At 55.7% G+C, this 16,028-nt stretch carries 16 protein-coding genes and 5 tRNA genes; 9 read left to right on the forward strand and 12 right to left on the reverse strand.

Annotation, left to right across the window (positions count from 1 at the left end):
• Window position 1: 1 nt before the first annotated feature.
• From modB to AB8818_RS07575, 3 genes are all read right to left on the reverse strand, one after another.
• A complete protein-coding gene (gene modB / locus AB8818_RS07565; protein ID WP_116343351.1) occupies window positions 2-691 on the reverse strand; it encodes a molybdate ABC transporter permease subunit in 690 nt (229 codons plus the stop codon).
• A complete protein-coding gene (modA, locus tag AB8818_RS07570; protein ID WP_192983920.1) occupies window positions 691-1,464 on the reverse strand; it encodes a molybdate ABC transporter substrate-binding protein in 774 nt (257 codons plus the stop codon). The genes modB and modA overlap by 1 nt, the downstream gene beginning before the upstream one ends.
• 177 nt (window positions 1,465-1,641) lie before the next feature.
• Window positions 1,642-1,791: an AcrZ family multidrug efflux pump-associated protein gene (locus AB8818_RS07575; protein ID WP_013097516.1), complete on the reverse strand. Its 150-nt coding sequence runs from the start codon at window positions 1,789-1,791 to the stop codon at window positions 1,642-1,644.
• Window positions 1,792-1,918: 127 nt separating this feature from the next.
• Here AB8818_RS07575 and modE point away from each other — a divergent pair, with 127 nt between their 5' ends.
• The 7 genes from modE to gpmA all read left to right on the forward strand — a co-directional run bounded on the left by modE (window position 1,919) and on the right by gpmA (window position 9,665).
• On the forward strand, window positions 1,919-2,707 hold the full coding sequence (gene modE / locus AB8818_RS07580; RefSeq protein ID WP_192983923.1) for a molybdenum-dependent transcriptional regulator: 789 nt from the start codon (window positions 1,919-1,921) through the stop codon (window positions 2,705-2,707).
• 67 nt (window positions 2,708-2,774) lie between these two features.
• The gene (modF, locus tag AB8818_RS07585) at window positions 2,775-4,247 is read left to right on the forward strand and encodes a molybdate ABC transporter ATP-binding protein ModF (RefSeq protein ID WP_192983925.1); all 1,473 of its coding nucleotides are present in this window, start codon (window positions 2,775-2,777) and stop codon (window positions 4,245-4,247) included.
• A 200-nt stretch (window positions 4,248-4,447) separates the two neighbouring features.
• Window positions 4,448-5,464 (forward strand): UDP-glucose 4-epimerase GalE, encoded by a 1,017-nt coding sequence (gene galE, locus AB8818_RS07590; RefSeq protein WP_192983927.1) that lies wholly within the window; start codon window positions 4,448-4,450, stop codon window positions 5,462-5,464.
• A 9-nt stretch (window positions 5,465-5,473) separates the two neighbouring features.
• On the forward strand, window positions 5,474-6,520 hold the full coding sequence (gene galT, locus AB8818_RS07595; protein WP_163330754.1) for a galactose-1-phosphate uridylyltransferase: 1,047 nt from the start codon (window positions 5,474-5,476) through the stop codon (window positions 6,518-6,520).
• Window positions 6,521-6,523: 3 nt separating this feature from the next.
• Window positions 6,524-7,672 (forward strand): galactokinase, encoded by a 1,149-nt coding sequence (gene galK, locus AB8818_RS07600; RefSeq protein ID WP_116343346.1) that lies wholly within the window; start codon window positions 6,524-6,526, stop codon window positions 7,670-7,672.
• Window positions 7,666-8,706, forward strand: a complete 1,041-nt coding sequence (galM, locus tag AB8818_RS07605; RefSeq protein ID WP_192983930.1) for a galactose-1-epimerase — start codon at window positions 7,666-7,668, stop codon at window positions 8,704-8,706. Before galK ends, galM begins: the two co-directional genes overlap by 7 nt.
• Before the next feature lie 206 nt (window positions 8,707-8,912).
• The gene (gene gpmA, locus AB8818_RS07610) at window positions 8,913-9,665 is read left to right on the forward strand and encodes a 2,3-diphosphoglycerate-dependent phosphoglycerate mutase (protein WP_008501111.1); all 753 of its coding nucleotides are present in this window, start codon (window positions 8,913-8,915) and stop codon (window positions 9,663-9,665) included.
• 61 nt (window positions 9,666-9,726) lie between these two features.
• Here the strand turns inward: gpmA and aroG are convergent, their stop codons facing one another.
• The gene (gene aroG / locus AB8818_RS07615) at window positions 9,727-10,779 is read right to left on the reverse strand and encodes a 3-deoxy-7-phosphoheptulonate synthase AroG (RefSeq protein ID WP_163330751.1); all 1,053 of its coding nucleotides are present in this window, start codon (window positions 10,777-10,779) and stop codon (window positions 9,727-9,729) included.
• Between the two features lie 303 nt (window positions 10,780-11,082).
• Between aroG and AB8818_RS07620 the strand changes: the two genes are divergently transcribed.
• Both AB8818_RS07620 and zitB read left to right on the forward strand, forming a co-directional pair.
• A complete protein-coding gene (locus AB8818_RS07620; RefSeq protein ID WP_116343343.1) occupies window positions 11,083-11,463 on the forward strand; it encodes a protein YbgS in 381 nt (126 codons plus the stop codon).
• A gap of 105 nt (window positions 11,464-11,568) precedes the next feature.
• The gene (zitB, locus tag AB8818_RS07625) at window positions 11,569-12,507 is read left to right on the forward strand and encodes a CDF family zinc transporter ZitB (RefSeq protein WP_163330750.1); all 939 of its coding nucleotides are present in this window, start codon (window positions 11,569-11,571) and stop codon (window positions 12,505-12,507) included.
• On the opposite strand, the gene pnuC is transcribed toward zitB, so the two are convergent.
• The 8 genes from pnuC to cpoB all read right to left on the reverse strand — a co-directional run bounded on the left by pnuC (window position 12,504) and on the right by cpoB (window position 16,019).
• A complete protein-coding gene (pnuC, locus tag AB8818_RS07630) occupies window positions 12,504-13,223 on the reverse strand; it encodes a nicotinamide riboside transporter PnuC (RefSeq protein ID WP_116343341.1) in 720 nt (239 codons plus the stop codon). The two genes, zitB and pnuC, sit on opposite strands and share 4 nt — an antisense overlap.
• A 23-nt stretch (window positions 13,224-13,246) precedes the next feature.
• The gene (gene nadA / locus AB8818_RS07635) at window positions 13,247-14,290 is read right to left on the reverse strand and encodes a quinolinate synthase NadA (RefSeq protein WP_116343340.1); all 1,044 of its coding nucleotides are present in this window, start codon (window positions 14,288-14,290) and stop codon (window positions 13,247-13,249) included.
• A 191-nt stretch (window positions 14,291-14,481) separates the two neighbouring features.
• Window positions 14,482-14,557, reverse strand: a tRNA-Lys gene (locus AB8818_RS07640).
• A 31-nt stretch (window positions 14,558-14,588) separates the two neighbouring features.
• A tRNA-Lys gene (locus AB8818_RS07645) sits at window positions 14,589-14,664 on the reverse strand.
• Between the two features lie 41 nt (window positions 14,665-14,705).
• A tRNA-Lys gene (locus tag AB8818_RS07650) sits at window positions 14,706-14,781 on the reverse strand.
• A gap of 3 nt (window positions 14,782-14,784) precedes the next feature.
• Window positions 14,785-14,860: transfer RNA gene (locus AB8818_RS07655), tRNA-Val, on the reverse strand.
• 127 nt (window positions 14,861-14,987) lie between these two features.
• Window positions 14,988-15,063 (reverse strand) — tRNA-Lys (locus AB8818_RS07660).
• 161 nt (window positions 15,064-15,224) lie between these two features.
• Complete coding sequence (cpoB, locus tag AB8818_RS07665) at window positions 15,225-16,019, reverse strand: cell division protein CpoB (protein ID WP_166710467.1); 795 nt, start codon at window positions 16,017-16,019, stop codon at window positions 15,225-15,227.
• Window positions 16,020-16,028 lie beyond the last annotated feature (9 nt).

Below are 16,028 nucleotides of genomic sequence, written 5' to 3' on the forward strand. Positions count from 1 at the left end.
GTTATTTCCCCATCCGCTCGCGGCTCAGCCGCGCCAGCCATTCAGAAACCAGCAGCGAAACCAGGGCTAGTACGATTGAGATGATGCACAGCCGCGCTGCGGCACTCTCTCCCCCCGGCGTCTGAATCAGGGTGTACATGGCCGACGGAATGGTTCGCGTCTCACCGGGAATGTTCGACACAAAAGTGATGGTCGCGCCGAACTCGCCCAGCGATCGGGCGAAGGCCAGCACCGTCCCGACAATAATGCCCGGCAGCGTAAGCGGGAGCGTGATAGTGAAAAAGACGCGCCAGCGTCCGGCGCCCAGCGTGCGGGCCGCCTGTTCGAGCTTCATGTCCACGCCTTCCAGCGCGAGGCGGATTGCCCTCACCATCAGCGGGAATGACATCACCGCCGCCGCCAGCACCGCACCGCGCCAGCTAAAAGCGAATGTGAGTCCGAACCAGTCGTAGAGCCTTTCGCCGATAAAACCGCGTCGCCCCATCGAAATCAGCAGCAGGTAACCGACCACCACAGGCGGTAAAACCAGGGGGAGATGAAGTACACTGTCGAGTAGCGCTTTGCCGGGAAACCGACAGCGAACCAGTAACCAGGCAAAGAAGATCCCAAAGGGCAAACTCAGCGCAACCGCCAGGGAAGAGACTTTAAGGCTCAGCAAAACAGCCTGCCATTCAGGATCGGTCAGTATCATCAGTGAGTCGTAAATCCATAACGTTTAAAGATTGCGGACGCCTCCGGCCCCTTCAGATAATCGCGGAAGGCCGTTACGGTCGCATTTTTATGTCCATCAACAATCGCGACAGGATATTCCACTTTCTTGTGGGAATCTTCCGGGAATGTTGCCACCACTTTCACGCCTTTGCTGGCAACGGCATCGGAGCCATACACAATGCCCAGCGGAGCTTCGTTGCGTTCCACCAGCGCCAGCGCGCCGCGCACGTCTTCCGCCGAAGCCAGCTTCGGCGACAATGCCTCCCATGCACCCAGCGTTTGCAGCGCTTCTTTGGCATAGATCCCGGCCGGAACGTGCTCCGGATCGCCCACTGCCAGACGCCCACCGTTCAGCAGATTTATCCAGTTGGTCTCTTTATTGATGGTGATGTCCGCCTGCGCGCTGGCTTTTGGTGCCACGACAACCAGGCTATTCCCCAGCAGCGTTTCGCGGGTTGTTGCATCAATCGCTCTCTTCTCCGCCGCGTAATCCATCCACTTCTGGTCAGCCGAGATGAACAGATCCGCCGGTGCGCCCGCTTCTATCTGGCGCGCCAGCGTCGAAGAAGAGGCAAAAGAGGAGACCACCTCGACGTTTTTCTCTTTTTTATACGCCGCCGCGATATCCTGCAGCGCGTTGGTCAGCGACGCCGCCGCAAAGACCGTGATTTTACCCTCGTCCGCCAGCGCGTGTCCGGTAAGTGAAAGCGTCAGCGTTGCCCCTGCGAAAAGGCGTACCCATGAACGTGCCATCTGTAACTCCTGTGAATAGCGTTATATACAAATTAATATAACGATATCTTCAGGGAGATCCCAGCGGTAAATCGTACCGCTCAAGGGGTAAGGCGGACGGATATTTTAATAATATCGGCGAAATTGAAAAAATCTTGAGAGCAAAACGCCCGGGCAAGCCGGGCGTTTTGTGGGAAATTAATGCTGCTTTTTCGCACGGTCTCTGTGACCGATATTCGAAAAGACGTTGAACACTTCACCCAGGCCGTAGATGGCACCGAGGATGATGGCCATCACTACTGGTACCATGATCACGGCGAATACCAGACTTTTCAACAACTCTAACATGGTTTTCTCCAGATTTTGTGAATGGGCTATTCTACCCTGAAAAGTAAGAAAAACATCCCCTTTTGTGCGGTGCCCTTTGCGCCCTGCACCATTTGGGTCACAATATTCTTTTTGCCAGGACACTGTTATGCAGGCCGAAATTCTTCTTACTCTCCGACTTCAGCAAAAGCTTTTCGCCGACCCCCGGCGTATTGCCCTGCTTAAACAGATAGAACAGACCGGCTCAATTAGCCAGGGAGCCAGGAATGCCGGGATTAGCTATAAAAGCGCCTGGGATGCCATCAATGAAATGAACACCCTGAGCGAACAACCGCTGGTGGACAGAGCCACAGGGGGCAAAGGCGGTGGCGGGGCTGTCGTCACACGTTACGGCCAGCGTCTGATTCAGCTCTACGATCTCCTGGGACAAATCCAGCAAAAAGCGTTCGATGTATTGAGTGACGACGATAACGTTCCGCTGGACAGCTTGCTGGCCGCCATTTCCCGCTTCTCGTTACAGACCAGCGCCCGCAACCAGTGGTTTGGTACGGTGACGGCGCGCGATAATCTCCAGGTACAGCAGCATATTGAGATCCTGCTTGCCGATGGCGTCACCCGTCTGAAAGCGGCGATAACGGCGCAGAGCGCAGAGCGCCTCGATCTGGACGAAGGTAAAGAGGTGCTGGTGTTGCTTAAAGCGCCCTGGGTCAACATCACGCGTGACCCGGACAAGGCAAAGGCCGCAGATAACCAGCTGCGCGGCGCCATCAGCCATATCGAAAGCGGCAAAGAGCAGTGCGAGGTGCTGATGCCCCTGGCAGACGGACAAACCCTTTGCGCGACGGTCCCGCTCAGCGAGGCGGACGGTTTAGAAGAAGGTGCTATCGTCACCGCATATTTCAACGCAGACCGGGTGATTATCGCCACATTGTGCTGAGTGCATTGACAATCGTGCCGACAGTGCGTATCCCTGACAGCAGTTGCTGCAAAAAATGGGATACATCATGTCATCATTGCATATTTCGCAAGGTACGTTTCGTCTTAGCGATACCCGAACGCTGACGATTGCCGATCTGACAATACGCGCGGGTGAAAGCTGGGCGTTTGTCGGCACCAACGGCAGCGGTAAATCCGCGCTGGCCCGCGCGCTGGCCGGAGAGCTTCCCCTTCTCAAAGGCGAATACCAGAGCCATTTCAAACGCGTGACGCGCCTGTCCTTTGAACAGCTGCAAAAGCTGGTAAGCGACGAGTGGCAGCGCAATAACACCGATTTACTCAGTCCTGGTGAAGAAGACACCGGCCGCACGGCGGCGGAGATTATTCAGGATGAGGTGAAAGATCCCGCTCGCTGCCAGCGTCTGGCGGAACAATTTGGCATCTCCGCTTTGCTGAACCGGCGGTTTAAATACCTCTCTACCGGCGAGACGCGGAAAACGCTTCTGTGTCAGGCGCTCATGGGCCAGCCGGAGCTGCTGATTCTGGATGAGCCCTTTGACGGGCTGGATGTTCACTCCCGCGGCCAGCTTGCCGCCCTGCTGGGCTCTCTGAATCAGGAAGGTTATACGATCGTACTGGTGCTGAACCGCTTTGATGAAATTCCTGATTTCGTGCAGAACGCGGGCGTGCTGGCAGACTGCAGCCTGATCGAAACCGGGGAAAAATCTGCGCTGCTCAAGCAGGCGCTCATTGCCCAGCTTGCGCACAGCGAAAAGCTGGCGGGAATTGCGCTGCCGGAGCCCGACGCGCCGGCAGCTCGCCACGGTCTCGATCCCCGGCAGCCGCTTATCGTTCTGCGCGACGGGGTGGTTTCCTATGATGACCGTCCGATCCTTAACCACCTCAGCTGGACAGTCAATCCTGGCGAGCACTGGCAGATTATCGGCCCTAACGGCGCGGGAAAATCAACGCTGCTGAGCCTGATCGTCGGCGATCACCCGCAGGGCTATAGCAACGATCTGACGCTTTTCGGGCGGCGTCGCGGCAGCGGCGAAACCATCTGGGATATCAAAAAGCACATCGGCTACGTCAGCAGCAGCCTGCATCTTGATTACCGGGTCAGTACCACGGTACGCAACGTGATCCTTTCCGGCTATTTTGATTCCATCGGCATTTATCAGGCGGTGTCGGACAAACAGCGCAAGCTGGCCCAGCAGTGGCTGGATATTCTGGGCATGGACAGCCGGGTCGCTGACGCGCCGTTTCATAGCCTGTCGTGGGGGCAGCAGCGCCTGGCACTGATCGTTCGCGCGCTGGTAAAACACCCTACTCTTCTGATCCTCGACGAACCGCTGCAGGGGCTGGATCCGCTCAACCGGCAGCTGATCCGCCGCTTTGTGGACGTGCTGATTAGCGAAGGTGAAACGCAGCTGCTGTTCGTTTCACACCATGCCGAAGATGCCCCTTCCTGCATCACCCACCGCCTGGAGTTTGTCACGGACGGCGAGGGTTATCGCTACCTTCTCAGCAGCGTCGATTAACCGTGGAGGGCACCGCCCTCCTCTTTTCAGATAACTTGCATCAATACATCGCTATCTCTTTGATCTAGAATGCTCTGACTCATCGAAAAAGCGAGTGTGAAAACGAGTGTAAACGATTCCACTATTTTATCCCATGTCACACTTTTCGCGTCTCTGTTATGCTATGGTTATTACATACCATAAGCCCAATGGAGCGAATTATGCGAGTTCTGGTAACAGGTGGTAGCGGTTACATCGGAAGTCATACCTGTGTGCAGCTGCTGCAAAATGGTCACGATGTGATCATCCTCGACAACCTGTGCAATAGTAAGCGCAGCGTGCTGCCGGTAATTGAACGTCTTGGCGGTAAACAGCCAACTTTCGTAGAAGGCGACATCCGCAACGAAGCGCTGATGACCGAGATCCTTCACGACCACGCCATCGAAGCGGTGATCCACTTCGCGGGCCTGAAAGCAGTTGGTGAATCCGTTGCGAAACCGCTTGAGTATTACGACAACAACGTCAACGGTACCCTGCGTCTGATCTCCGCCATGCGCGCGGCGAACGTCAAAAACTTTATCTTTAGCTCCTCCGCCACCGTCTACGGCGATCAGCCCAAAATCCCTTACGTGGAAAGCTTCCCGACCGGTACGCCGCAAAGCCCGTACGGCAAAAGCAAGCTGATGGTGGAGCAGATCCTGACCGACCTGCAAAAAGCGCAGCCAGAGTGGAGCATCGCATTGCTGCGCTACTTCAACCCGGTCGGTGCCCATCCGTCCGGCGATATGGGTGAAGATCCGCAGGGTATTCCGAACAACTTAATGCCGTACATCGCCCAGGTGGCGGTAGGCCGTCGCGAGTCGCTGGCCATTTTTGGTAATGACTATCCCACCGAAGACGGCACCGGCGTGCGCGACTATATCCACGTGATGGATCTGGCAGACGGCCATGCTGCCGCCATGCAGCAGCTGGCTGACAAACCGGGCGTGCATATTTATAACCTCGGCGCCGGGGTCGGAAGCAGCGTGCTGGACGTGGTTAACGCCTTCAGCAAAGCCTGCGGTAAGCCGGTGAACTACCACTTCGCTCCGCGTCGTGATGGCGACCTGCCTGCTTACTGGGCCGATGCCACCAAAGCCGATAAAGAGCTTAACTGGCGTGTCACCCGCACGCTTGATGAAATGGCACAGGATACCTGGCACTGGCAGTCACGCCACCCGCAAGGCTATCCGGACTAAGGATCCGTCATGACTTCGTTTAATCCCGTCGATCATCCGCATCGTCGTTTTAACCCGTTAAGCGGGCAATGGATTTTGGTTTCCCCGCATCGCGCCAAGCGCCCCTGGCAGGGGGCGCAGGAGACGCCTGCAAAACAGACGCTGCCACAGCATGACCCGGACTGCTTCCTGTGTCCGGGCAATACGCGCGTCACCGGGGATAAAAACCCGGACTACAAGGGCACCTTCGTCTTCACCAACGATTTTGCCGCCCTGATGACCGACACGCCGGACGCCCCCGCAAGCCACGACCCGCTGATGCGCTGCGAAAGCGCGCGCGGTACCAGCCGCGTGATCTGCTTCTCGCCCGATCACAGCAAAACGCTGCCAGAGCTGAGCGTGGACGCGCTGAAAGAGGTGGTCAGCACCTGGCAGGCGCAAACCGCTGAGCTGGGGCAGAGCTATCCGTGGGTGCAGGTGTTCGAAAACAAAGGCGCGGCGATGGGCTGCTCTAACCCGCATCCACACGGCCAGATCTGGGCGAACAGCTTCCTGCCCAACGAAGCCGAGCGTGAAGATCGTCTGCAGAAAGCCTATTTCGCAGAAAACGGCTCACCCATGCTGGTGGACTACACTCAGCGTGAGCTGGCCGACGGCAGCCGTACCGTGGTGGAAACCGAGCACTGGCTGGCCGTCGTGCCCTACTGGGCCGCCTGGCCGTTTGAAACGCTGCTGCTGCCGAAAGCGCACGTTCAGCGCATTACCGATCTCAGCGACGCGCAGCGCGACGACCTGGCGCTGGCGCTGAAAAAACTGACAAGCCGTTACGACAACCTGTTCCAGTGCTCCTTCCCGTACTCCATGGGCTGGCACGGCGCACCGTTTAACGGGGAAGAGAATCAGCACTGGCAGTTGCACGCCCATTTCTACCCGCCGCTGCTGCGCTCTGCGACGGTGCGTAAATTTATGGTGGGCTATGAAATGCTGGCGGAAACCCAGCGTGACCTGACGGCGGAACAGGCGGCAGAACGCCTGCGCGCCGTTAGCGACGTCCACTATCGCGAATCAGGAGTCTAAAAAATGAGTCTGAAAGATAAAACACAATCCCTGTTTGCTGAGAAATTTGGCTACCCTGCCACCCACGTTATCCAGGCGCCCGGCCGCGTTAACCTGATCGGTGAACACACCGACTATAACGACGGCTTCGTGCTGCCGTGCGCCATCGATTACCAGACGGTCATCAGCTGTGCGAAGCGCGACGACCGCAAAGTCCGCGTCATTGCGGCAGATTACGGTAATGAGACGGACGAGTTTTCCCTCGATGCCCCGATTGTGACGCACGACAGCCAGCAGTGGTCTAACTACGTACGCGGCGTGGTGAAGCATCTGCAGAAGCGCAACAAGAACTTCGGCGGTGCCGATTTAGTCATCAGCGGCAACGTGCCTCAGGGTGCGGGCTTAAGTTCGTCGGCCTCGCTCGAAGTGGCCGTGGGAACCGTCTTCCAGCAGCTGTATCATCTGCCGCTGGACGGCGCGCAAATTGCGCTGAACGGCCAGGAAGCGGAAAACCAGTTCGTGGGCTGCAACTGCGGCATTATGGACCAGCTGATCTCTGCGCTGGGCAAAAAAGAGCACGCGCTGCTGATCGACTGCCGCTCGCTGGGCACCAAAGCCGTTCCGCTGCCAAAAGGCGCGGCCGTCGTGATTATCAACAGCAACTTTAAACGCACGCTGGTGGGCAGCGAATACAACACCCGCCGCGAACAGTGCGAAACCGGTGCGCGCTTCTTCCAGCAGCCTGCCCTGCGCGACGTGACGCTCAATGAATTTAACAAAGTGGCGCACGAACTGGATCCGGTTGTCGCCAGGCGCGTTCGTCACGTGCTGACGGAGAACGCCCGTACCGTTGAAGCCGCGTCCGCACTGGCGAAAGGTGACCTGAAACGCATGGGTGAACTGATGGCAGAATCTCACGCCTCCATGCGCGATGATTTTGAAATCACCGTGCCGCAGATCGACACCCTGGTGGACATTGTGAAAGCGGTCATTGGCGACAAAGGCGGCGTACGCATGACGGGCGGCGGTTTTGGCGGCTGCATCGTCGCGCTGGTTCCGGAAGAGCTGGTCCCTGCCGTCCAGGACGCCGTGGCGAAGCAGTACGAAGCGCAAACGGGCATCAAAGAAACGTTCTATGTATGTAAAGCATCACAAGGAGCCGGACAGTGCTAAACGAAACACCTACCCTCGCACCGGATGGTCTGCCGTATCGCCTGTTAACCCTGCGCAACAGCGCGGGGATGGTGGTTACGCTTATGGACTGGGGTGCGACCCTGCTATCAGCCCGCGTACCAATGCCGGACGGCAGCGTGCGCGAAACCCTGCTCGGCTGCGCCTCGCCTGAGCAGTATGTCAATCAATCCGCCTATCTGGGCGCGTCCGTAGGGCGCTATGCCAACCGTATCGCGAAGAGCCGCTTTGAGCTCGACGGCGTCCAGTACGCCCTGCTTCCAAGCCAGGGTGAGAACCAGCTGCACGGCGGGCCGGACGGCTTTGACAAACGCCGCTGGAAGATTGTTCGTCAAAACGACGGGGAAGTGCTGTTCTCACTGGATTCGCTTGATGGCGATCAGGGCTTCCCGGGGAATCTTATCGCGTCCGCGCGCTTCACGCTGACCGACGACAACCGAATCGCCATTGAATACCGTGCGACGGTCGATAAGCCATGTCCGGTCAACCTGACTAACCATGCCTACTTCAATCTGGACGGCAACCAGTGCGACGTACGTAACCACAAGCTGCAGATCCTGGCGGACGCTTATCTGCCGGTTGACGAGATGGGCATTCCGTATCAGGGCCTTAAAGACGTGAGCGGGACCAGCTTTGATTTCCGCAGCGCTAAAGTTATCGCCCAGGATTTCCTGAGCGATGACGATCAGCGCAAGGTGAAAGGCTACGATCACGCGTTCCTGCTGCACGCCAAAGGTGATGTGAAGCAGCCTGCCGCGCAGGTCTGGTCTGCGGATGAGAAGCTGCAGATGACGGTGTACACCACCGCCCCTGCCCTGCAGTTCTACTCAGGCAACTATCTTGGCGGCACCACGGCGCGCGAACACGATGAGTACATCGACTGGCAAGGGCTGGCGCTGGAGAGCGAATTCCTGCCGGACAGCCCCAATCATCCTGAATGGCCGCAGCCGGACTGCGTGCTGCGCCCGGGTGAAGAGTACGTGAGCGTCACAGAGTATCATTTCATTCCGCATTGATTTCCAGCCCTCCCATCGGAGGGCTTTTTTCTGCGCGTCTTGCTGAAAATAGCGCCGATCGCAGACAAAATCATAACCCTGGATTCACAAGCATCTTACACTCAGAGACTATTTTCGCTATGGTTAGGGTTAAGCGTTGCTGGTGGCACCGCCACGGCAATATAATGAGAATTGTTATCATTCTAAAAATGCTTGAGGAGTAAGAGATGGCTATTACTAAGCTGGTTCTGGTGCGTCACGGCGAAAGCCAGTGGAACAACGAAAACCGCTTTACCGGTTGGTACGACGTTGATCTGTCTGAGAAAGGCGTAAGCGAAGCAAAAGCAGCAGGTAAACTGCTGAAGGAAGAAGGCTTCAGCTTTGATTTTGCTTACACCTCTGTGCTGAAACGTGCCATCCATACCCTGTGGAACGTGCTGGACGAACTGGACCAGGCCTGGCTGCCGGTTGAGAAATCCTGGAAACTGAACGAGCGTCACTACGGTGCGCTGCAGGGCCTGAACAAAGCGGAAACCGCTGAGAAATACGGTGACGAGCAGGTTAAACAGTGGCGTCGCGGCTTCGCGGTCACCCCACCAGAGCTGACCAAAGATGACGAGCGCTACCCGGGCCACGACCCGCGTTACGCGAAACTGACCGACGCTGAGCTGCCAACCACCGAGAGCCTGGCGCTGACCATCGACCGCGTTGTGCCTTACTGGAACGAAACCATTCTGCCACGTCTGAAAAGCGGCGAGCGCGTGATCATTGCCGCTCACGGTAACTCCCTGCGCGCGCTGGTGAAATACCTGGACAACATGGGTGAAGACGAGATCCTCGAACTGAACATCCCAACTGGCGTACCGCTGGTGTATGAGTTCGACGAAAACTTCAAGCCAATCAAACACTACTACCTGGGTAACGCGGACGAAATCGCAGCGAAAGCAGCGGCTGTCGCGAATCAGGGTAAAGCGAAGTAATTTTCGCCGGACGTAAAAAAAGCGCGGAGCCTTCCGCGCTTTTTTATTTGTGCCTGAGAATTCAGCCGCGACGCGCTTTTACCGCATTCGCCAGCTGACGCAGGATGGCATCGGTATCGTCCCAGCCGATGCAGGCATCAGTCACGCTTTTGCCATACACCAGCGGCTCGCTACCTTCCAGGTTCTGGTTCCCTTCGACCAGATGACTTTCAATCATCACCCCAATTACCGCCTTCTCACCGTTGGCGATCTGCTGGCAGACATCTGCCCCCACTTCCATCTGCTTTTTGAACTGCTTGCTGGAGTTGGCGTGGCTGAAGTCGATCATCACCTGCGCGGGCAGCCCGGCTTTTTCCAGCCCGGCCTTCACCTCTGCCACATGTTTTGCACTGTAGTTTGGCTCTTTGCCACCGCGCAGAATGATATGGCAGTCGCCGTTACCGCTGGTGTTAACGATGGCAGAGTGACCCCATTTGGTCACAGACAGGAAGCAGTGCGGCGCCCCCGCTGCGTTGATGGCGTCGATAGCCACCTTAATGGTACCGTCAGTGCCGTTTTTGAAACCCACCGGGCAAGAGAGACCAGAAGCCAGCTCGCGGTGGACCTGAGATTCAGTGGTGCGGGCACCAATTGCGCCCCAGCTCATCAGATCTGCCAGGTATTGTGGCGTGATCATATCCAGGAACTCTCCGGCAGCTGGCAGGCCGCTGTCGTTGATCTCCAGCAGCAGCTTGCGCGCAATGCGCAGGCCGTCGTTGATCTGGAAGCTGTTATCCATGTGCGGATCGTTAATCAGTCCTTTCCAGCCCACTGTCGTGCGCGGTTTTTCAAAATAGACGCGCATCACGATTTCAAGCTCGTCCTTCAGCTCTTCACGCAGGGCGAGCAGACGGGCCGCATACTCTTTCGCAGCGGCAGGATCGTGAATGGAGCACGGGCCAATCACCACCAGAAGACGATCGTCATTACCTTTCAGGATCTTGTGGATCGCTTTACGAGCATGAGAAACCGTGTTTGCGGCATTTTCAGTGGCGGGGAATTTCTCAAGGAGCGCTACAGGAGGTAATAACTCATTGATCTCTTTAATGCGTAAATCGTCGTTCTGATAATTCATCTTCTTTCCAGCTCTGCCATATCTTTAGTAATGAAAGCAATCCTTTCAATCTATCTTGTCGACCAGGAAGTGTAAACACGGTTTTACACTTCACGCAGATAATTCCTGGAATTCGCCTAAAAATCGCCACAAAATAGCGAAAAATGAGATCTAACCTAAGCTTTTTAACTGTAACAACCATTTTTACACGCTTAAACGCGATTCCATACTGACGTAAGTCCGTAAGGCGGAATCTTTCGCCTCTAAAAAGATGCACTGTTGGAGAATGTTATCCAGCGTAACGACAAGAACAGGAGCACCATGATGAAAATGACAAAACTGACAACCCTCTTCCTGACTGCCACACTCACCCTTGCCAGCGGCAGCGCTCTGGCCGCAGAAACGGGTACTTCAGACAGCAACGGTGATGCCAATGCGGCAGCAGCAGCAGGCCAGGTTGCGCCTGATGCGAAACAGAATATCGCCCCGAACAATGTCGATAACAGCCAGATCAATACCGGGAACACCAATACCGGCGGCACCATGCTGCATCCGAACGGTGGTGCTTCCGACACCATGAATCATGACAATATGAGCTCGGATGAGGTTCATAAGAACTCGATGTGTAAGGACGGCAAATGTCCCGATCCGAACGACAAAGTGGGTAACGACGCCAATACCAAAACTGATGGCACAACCCAGTAATTCTTGATGCTTTAAATGCGAAAGGAGAGCCCTGGCTCTCCTTTCTTTTTGGAGTAACCTGTTAAAAACGCTACACTAAAATAATAACGAATCAGGAAAGCAGACATGGCGCACACCCACTCACACGCATCTTCTCCCGGAAATGACAACGCAAAACGACTCATGCTGGCCTTTGGCGTCACGGCCACGTTTATGGTTATTGAGGTCATTGGCGGCCTGGTTTCCGGCTCTCTGGCGCTGCTGGCTGATGCCGGACATATGCTGACCGATGCTGCCGCGCTGCTTTTCGCCCTGCTGGCGGTGCAGTTTGCTCGCCGCCCGCCCAACGCACGCCATACCTTCGGCTGGCTGAGGCTGACGACCCTCGCCGCGTTTGTTAATGCCATCGCGCTGGTGGCGATCACCCTTCTTATCGTCTGGGAGGCCGTACAGCGCTTCAGGCACCCTCAGCCGATCGCCGGGACAACGATGATGGTCATTGCCGTGGCGGGACTATTGGCGAATATCCTCGCGTTCTGGATTTTGCACCGCGGCAGCGGGGAAAAGAACCTCAACGTGCGCGCTGCGGCCCTGCACGTTCTGGGAGATTTACTCGGCTCGGTCGGAGCGATTGTCGCCGCGCTGGTGATCCTCAATACCGGCTGGACGCCCGTCGACCCGATTCTCTCCGTGCTGGTGTCTTGTCTGGTCTTGCGAAGCGCCTGGCGGCTGCTGAAGGAGAGCGTCAATGAACTTCTTGAAGGTGCACCGACATCCATAGACATTGACGAGCTGAAACGTAACCTGCGCCGCTCAGTTCCGGAAGTACGCAACGTGCATCACGTGCACGTTTGGCTGGTGGGGGAGAAGCCGGTCATGACGCTGCACGCCCAGGTGATCCCGCCTCATGACCACGACGCGCTGCTTGAACGCATCCAGCATTTTCTTGAACATCACTACGAGATTGGCCACGCCACCATCCAGATGGAGTATCAGCCCTGTAACGGGCCGGACTGCCACCTTAACGAGGCGCAGCCCGACCATTCACATCATCATCACCATTAGCGGGAAAGCGCGTGAGAGCCTCGCTCACGCGCGCTGTTAATCCACATTCGGCTGCCGTTCAGGGCAATGAAGGTCAGCAGCAGATACTCCAGCGACATCGCATAGACGCCCTGCAGAGCAAAAATTACCACGCTAATGACGTTGATGATGACCCACAACAGCCAGTTCTCAACGTATTTGCGCGTCATCAGGACCATCGCCGCAATCGACAGCACCATCATGCAAGAGTCCCAGAACGGGAAGGCATCCGGCTGGAGCTCCGGCATCGTCACGTTCAGGCCAATAGCGGACATGACCGAAACGGCAACGCGGGTCAGGAACGCAAACACCGGGTTGATATAGACGGTCATTAAACCAATGGCAACCACGCAGGCAACGAACCAGGCGATGGCTTTTGGCAGGGGCAGCCAGCGGATCTGCAGCTCAGCCTCCTGCTGGCTGTTTTGCCGGGACCAGGCGTACCAGCCGTAAATATTGGCGGCGAAGAAAAACAACTGCAAAAGCAGACTGGCATACAGCTGGATCTGGAAGAAGATAATCGCAAACAGCGTGACGTTAATCAGGCCGAACGCGTAGTTACCGATCTTCTCAAGGCTTGCCAGCCAGATACACAGCAAACCCGCCAGCGTGCCTACGGCTTCAATCCATGACAGGTCATAGCCACCTGCACCAATCGGTATATGAACCAGAATGTTCTGCGTGCTAAAAAAATCCATCTTTTCCCCAGGGCGTTTTTAAATTAAGTACGTAGTGTAGCCGCAAAATCCAGCATGCGGTTAAGCGGAATTAACGCACCTTCACGCAGGGTGGCGTCGACGTGGATTTCATGCGCCGCACCGCCCGTCTCGAGCCCTTCGGCAATCGCTTTCAGGCCGTTCATCGCCATCCACGGGCAATGCGCGCAGCTGCGGCACGTCGCGCCCTCCCCCGCCGTTGGCGCTTCCAGGAGCTCTTTCTCCGGCACGGCCTGCTGCATCTTATAGAAGATACCGCGATCGGTAGCCACAATGAGCTGCTTGTGCGGCAGCGTCCTGGCCGCGTTGATAAGCTGGCTGGTTGAGCCAACGGCATCGGCCATATCAACAATCGACTGTGGTGATTCTGGGTGAACAAGAATGGCGGCATCAGGATAAAGTGCCTTCATGCGCGCCAGCGCCTGGGTTTTGAATTCGTCGTGAACGATACACGCACCTTGCCAGCAGAGAACGTCAGCGCCCGTCTGCTTCTGGACATACTTTCCAAGATGGCGGTCAGGGGCCCAGATAATTTTCTCACCCAGGCTGTCCAGATGCTCAATAAGCTCAACGGCGATGCTCGACGTGACCACCCAGTCTGCGCGCGCTTTTACCGCCGCGGAGGTGTTGGCGTAAACCACCACGGTTCGGTCAGGATGGGCATCGCAGAATGCGGTGAACTCATCAATCGGGCAGCCGAGATCGAGTGAACACTCCGCGTTAAGCGTCGGCATCAGAATGGTTTTTTCCGGGCTCAGGATCTTTGCCGTTTCGCCCATAAAACGCACGCCTGCAACCAGCAGCGTGGAAGCGGGATGTTTTGCCCCGAAGCGAGCCATCTCCAGTGAATCAGAAATACAGCCCCCGGTCTCTTCCGCCAGCTGCTGAATTTCCGGGTCGGTGTAGTAATGGGCCACCATCACCGCATCGCGCTCTTTGAGAAGCCGTTTGATCTTCTCGCGATAGAATTGTTTTTCATCCTGGCTCAGCGGAACAGGCTTTGGCGGAAACGGATAGATGGCGGCTTCAGGATCGAACATCACACTCATTATGGCTTCTCGTTTTACTGGCTTAACAATATTGCCTTTCTTTTGCATGACAAAGCAAAACGCGCGGCAATTGTGTTTTATATACTAAACAAGATAGCGAATCCGGAGTGAAAAGTCACCGGGAATAGATGGGCAGAGCATTTGTTGTCGCGCAGATAGCAAAAAGGCGCCTTTAGGGCGCCTTTCTACACTGGTGGGTCGTGCAGGATTCGAACCTGCGACCAATTGATTAAAAGTCAACTGCTCTACCAACTGAGCTAACGACCCCTTGCGGGATGTACTTCAAATTTATTCAGGCTGGTGGGTCGTGCAGGATTCGAACCTGCGACCAATTGATTAAAAGTCAACTGCTCTACCAACTGAGCTAACGACCCATTTGGGTGTTGCCTGAATTATCACTCGGAACCAATAAAATTGGTGGGTCGTGCAGGATTCGAACCTGCGACCAATTGATTAAAAGTCAACTGCTCTACCAACTGAGCTAACGACCCGAGTGGTGGGTGATGACGGGCTCGAACCGCCGACCCCCTCCGTGTAAAGGAGATGCTCTACCAACTGAGCTAATCACCCACTCTGTACTGCCGGTAATGCGTTAAGTGGTGGGTCGTGCAGGATGACTCGGCTTCGCCTCGCCCTACGGGCCGTTGCTTACGCAACGTTATCCTTCACGGTTTACTACTACTTCCACCTGACTTAGTGGTGGGTCGTGCAGGATTCGAACCTGCGACCAATTGATTAAAAGTCAACTGCTCTACCAACTGAGCTAACGACCCACTTTTACGCTGTTTTCACGTTGTTTGATATCCCGTGGCAACGGCGGCATATATTACTGATTTAAGAATTCTGCGCAACAAAAATTTCGATGAAGATCACTTAACTGCTTACGAATCATGCTGCACGACCAGAAATAACGCGATTTCTGGTCATGCGATAATCATCCCATCGAATTCAGGCGTTTTTGCGCCTGCTTAGCACCTTCGGTGCCCGGGAATTTTGCGACCACCTGCTGATAAACCGCTTTGGCTTTCGCCGTGTCGCCTTTGTCCTGCATGATCACGCCAACTTTATACATCGCGTCTGGCGCTTTCGGCGATTTCGGGTAATTTTTCACCACTGAGGCAAAATAAAACGCCGCATCGTCCTTTTTACCCTTGTTGTAATTCAGCTGACCGAGCCAGTAATTGGCATTTGGCTGGTAGGTTGAATCAGGGTATTTCTTAACAAAGTTCTGAAACGCAGCAATCGCGTCGTCCTGACGAGACTGATCCTGCACCAGGGCAATGGCCGCATTGTAGTCCGTATTTGCGTCACCACTCTGTACAGGCGCCCCTGTTGAGGCTGAAGCATCAGCAGACGGTGCGGGTGCGGAGGTCGCTGCACCGCTCTGATCGCCTGTCGCTGGCTGTGCTGCTGCACCACCGCTGCTCAGGCTATCTATCTGCAACAAAATTTGCTTCTGACGTTCCACAACCTGGTTAAGCTGATACTGGCTTTCCTGAATCTGACCGCGGAGAGAGTCAATATCATTTTGGTTATCGGAAAGTTGCTGCTGGAGTTGGGTTAAAAGCTGACTGTGAGCGTTAGAAATACGCTCGAGCTGAGTGACCCGGTCTTCTACCGAGCCTGAGCCGACACTACTGATTGGTGCCTGAGCAAAAGCGGCCCAGGGGGCCGCTATTCCAACCAGTAACGACAGACTCAACAGATGATGTCTGAAGTTACTGCTCATGCAATTCTC

Source organism: Enterobacter sp. KB-280D8 (assembly GCF_041399405.1).
Taxonomy (GTDB): domain Bacteria; phylum Pseudomonadota; class Gammaproteobacteria; order Enterobacterales; family Enterobacteriaceae; genus Enterobacter; species Enterobacter cloacae_N.

Coding starts and splice junctions, on each gene's coding strand:
- modB (WP_116343351.1), bottom strand. CDS start 691: ATGATACTGACCGATCCTGAATGGCAGGCTGTTTTGCTGAGCCTTAAA.
- aroG (WP_163330751.1), bottom strand. CDS start 10,779: ATGAATTATCAGAACGACGATTTACGCATTAAAGAGATCAATGAGTTA.
- nadA (WP_116343340.1), bottom strand. CDS start 14,290: ATGAGTGTGATGTTCGATCCTGAAGCCGCCATCTATCCGTTTCCGCCA.
- AB8818_RS07575 (WP_013097516.1), bottom strand. CDS start 1,791: ATGTTAGAGTTGTTGAAAAGTCTGGTATTCGCCGTGATCATGGTACCA.
- galE (WP_192983927.1), top strand. CDS start 4,448: ATGCGAGTTCTGGTAACAGGTGGTAGCGGTTACATCGGAAGTCATACC.
- galK (WP_116343346.1), top strand. CDS start 6,524: ATGAGTCTGAAAGATAAAACACAATCCCTGTTTGCTGAGAAATTTGGC.
- AB8818_RS07620 (WP_116343343.1), top strand. CDS start 11,083: ATGAAAATGACAAAACTGACAACCCTCTTCCTGACTGCCACACTCACC.
- cpoB (WP_166710467.1), bottom strand. CDS start 16,019: ATGAGCAGTAACTTCAGACATCATCTGTTGAGTCTGTCGTTACTGGTT.
- galT (WP_163330754.1), top strand. CDS start 5,474: ATGACTTCGTTTAATCCCGTCGATCATCCGCATCGTCGTTTTAACCCG.
- modE (WP_192983923.1), top strand. CDS start 1,919: ATGCAGGCCGAAATTCTTCTTACTCTCCGACTTCAGCAAAAGCTTTTC.
- modF (WP_192983925.1), top strand. CDS start 2,775: ATGTCATCATTGCATATTTCGCAAGGTACGTTTCGTCTTAGCGATACC.
- zitB (WP_163330750.1), top strand. CDS start 11,569: ATGGCGCACACCCACTCACACGCATCTTCTCCCGGAAATGACAACGCA.
- pnuC (WP_116343341.1), bottom strand. CDS start 13,223: ATGGATTTTTTTAGCACGCAGAACATTCTGGTTCATATACCGATTGGT.
- modA (WP_192983920.1), bottom strand. CDS start 1,464: ATGGCACGTTCATGGGTACGCCTTTTCGCAGGGGCAACGCTGACGCTT.
- gpmA (WP_008501111.1), top strand. CDS start 8,913: ATGGCTATTACTAAGCTGGTTCTGGTGCGTCACGGCGAAAGCCAGTGG.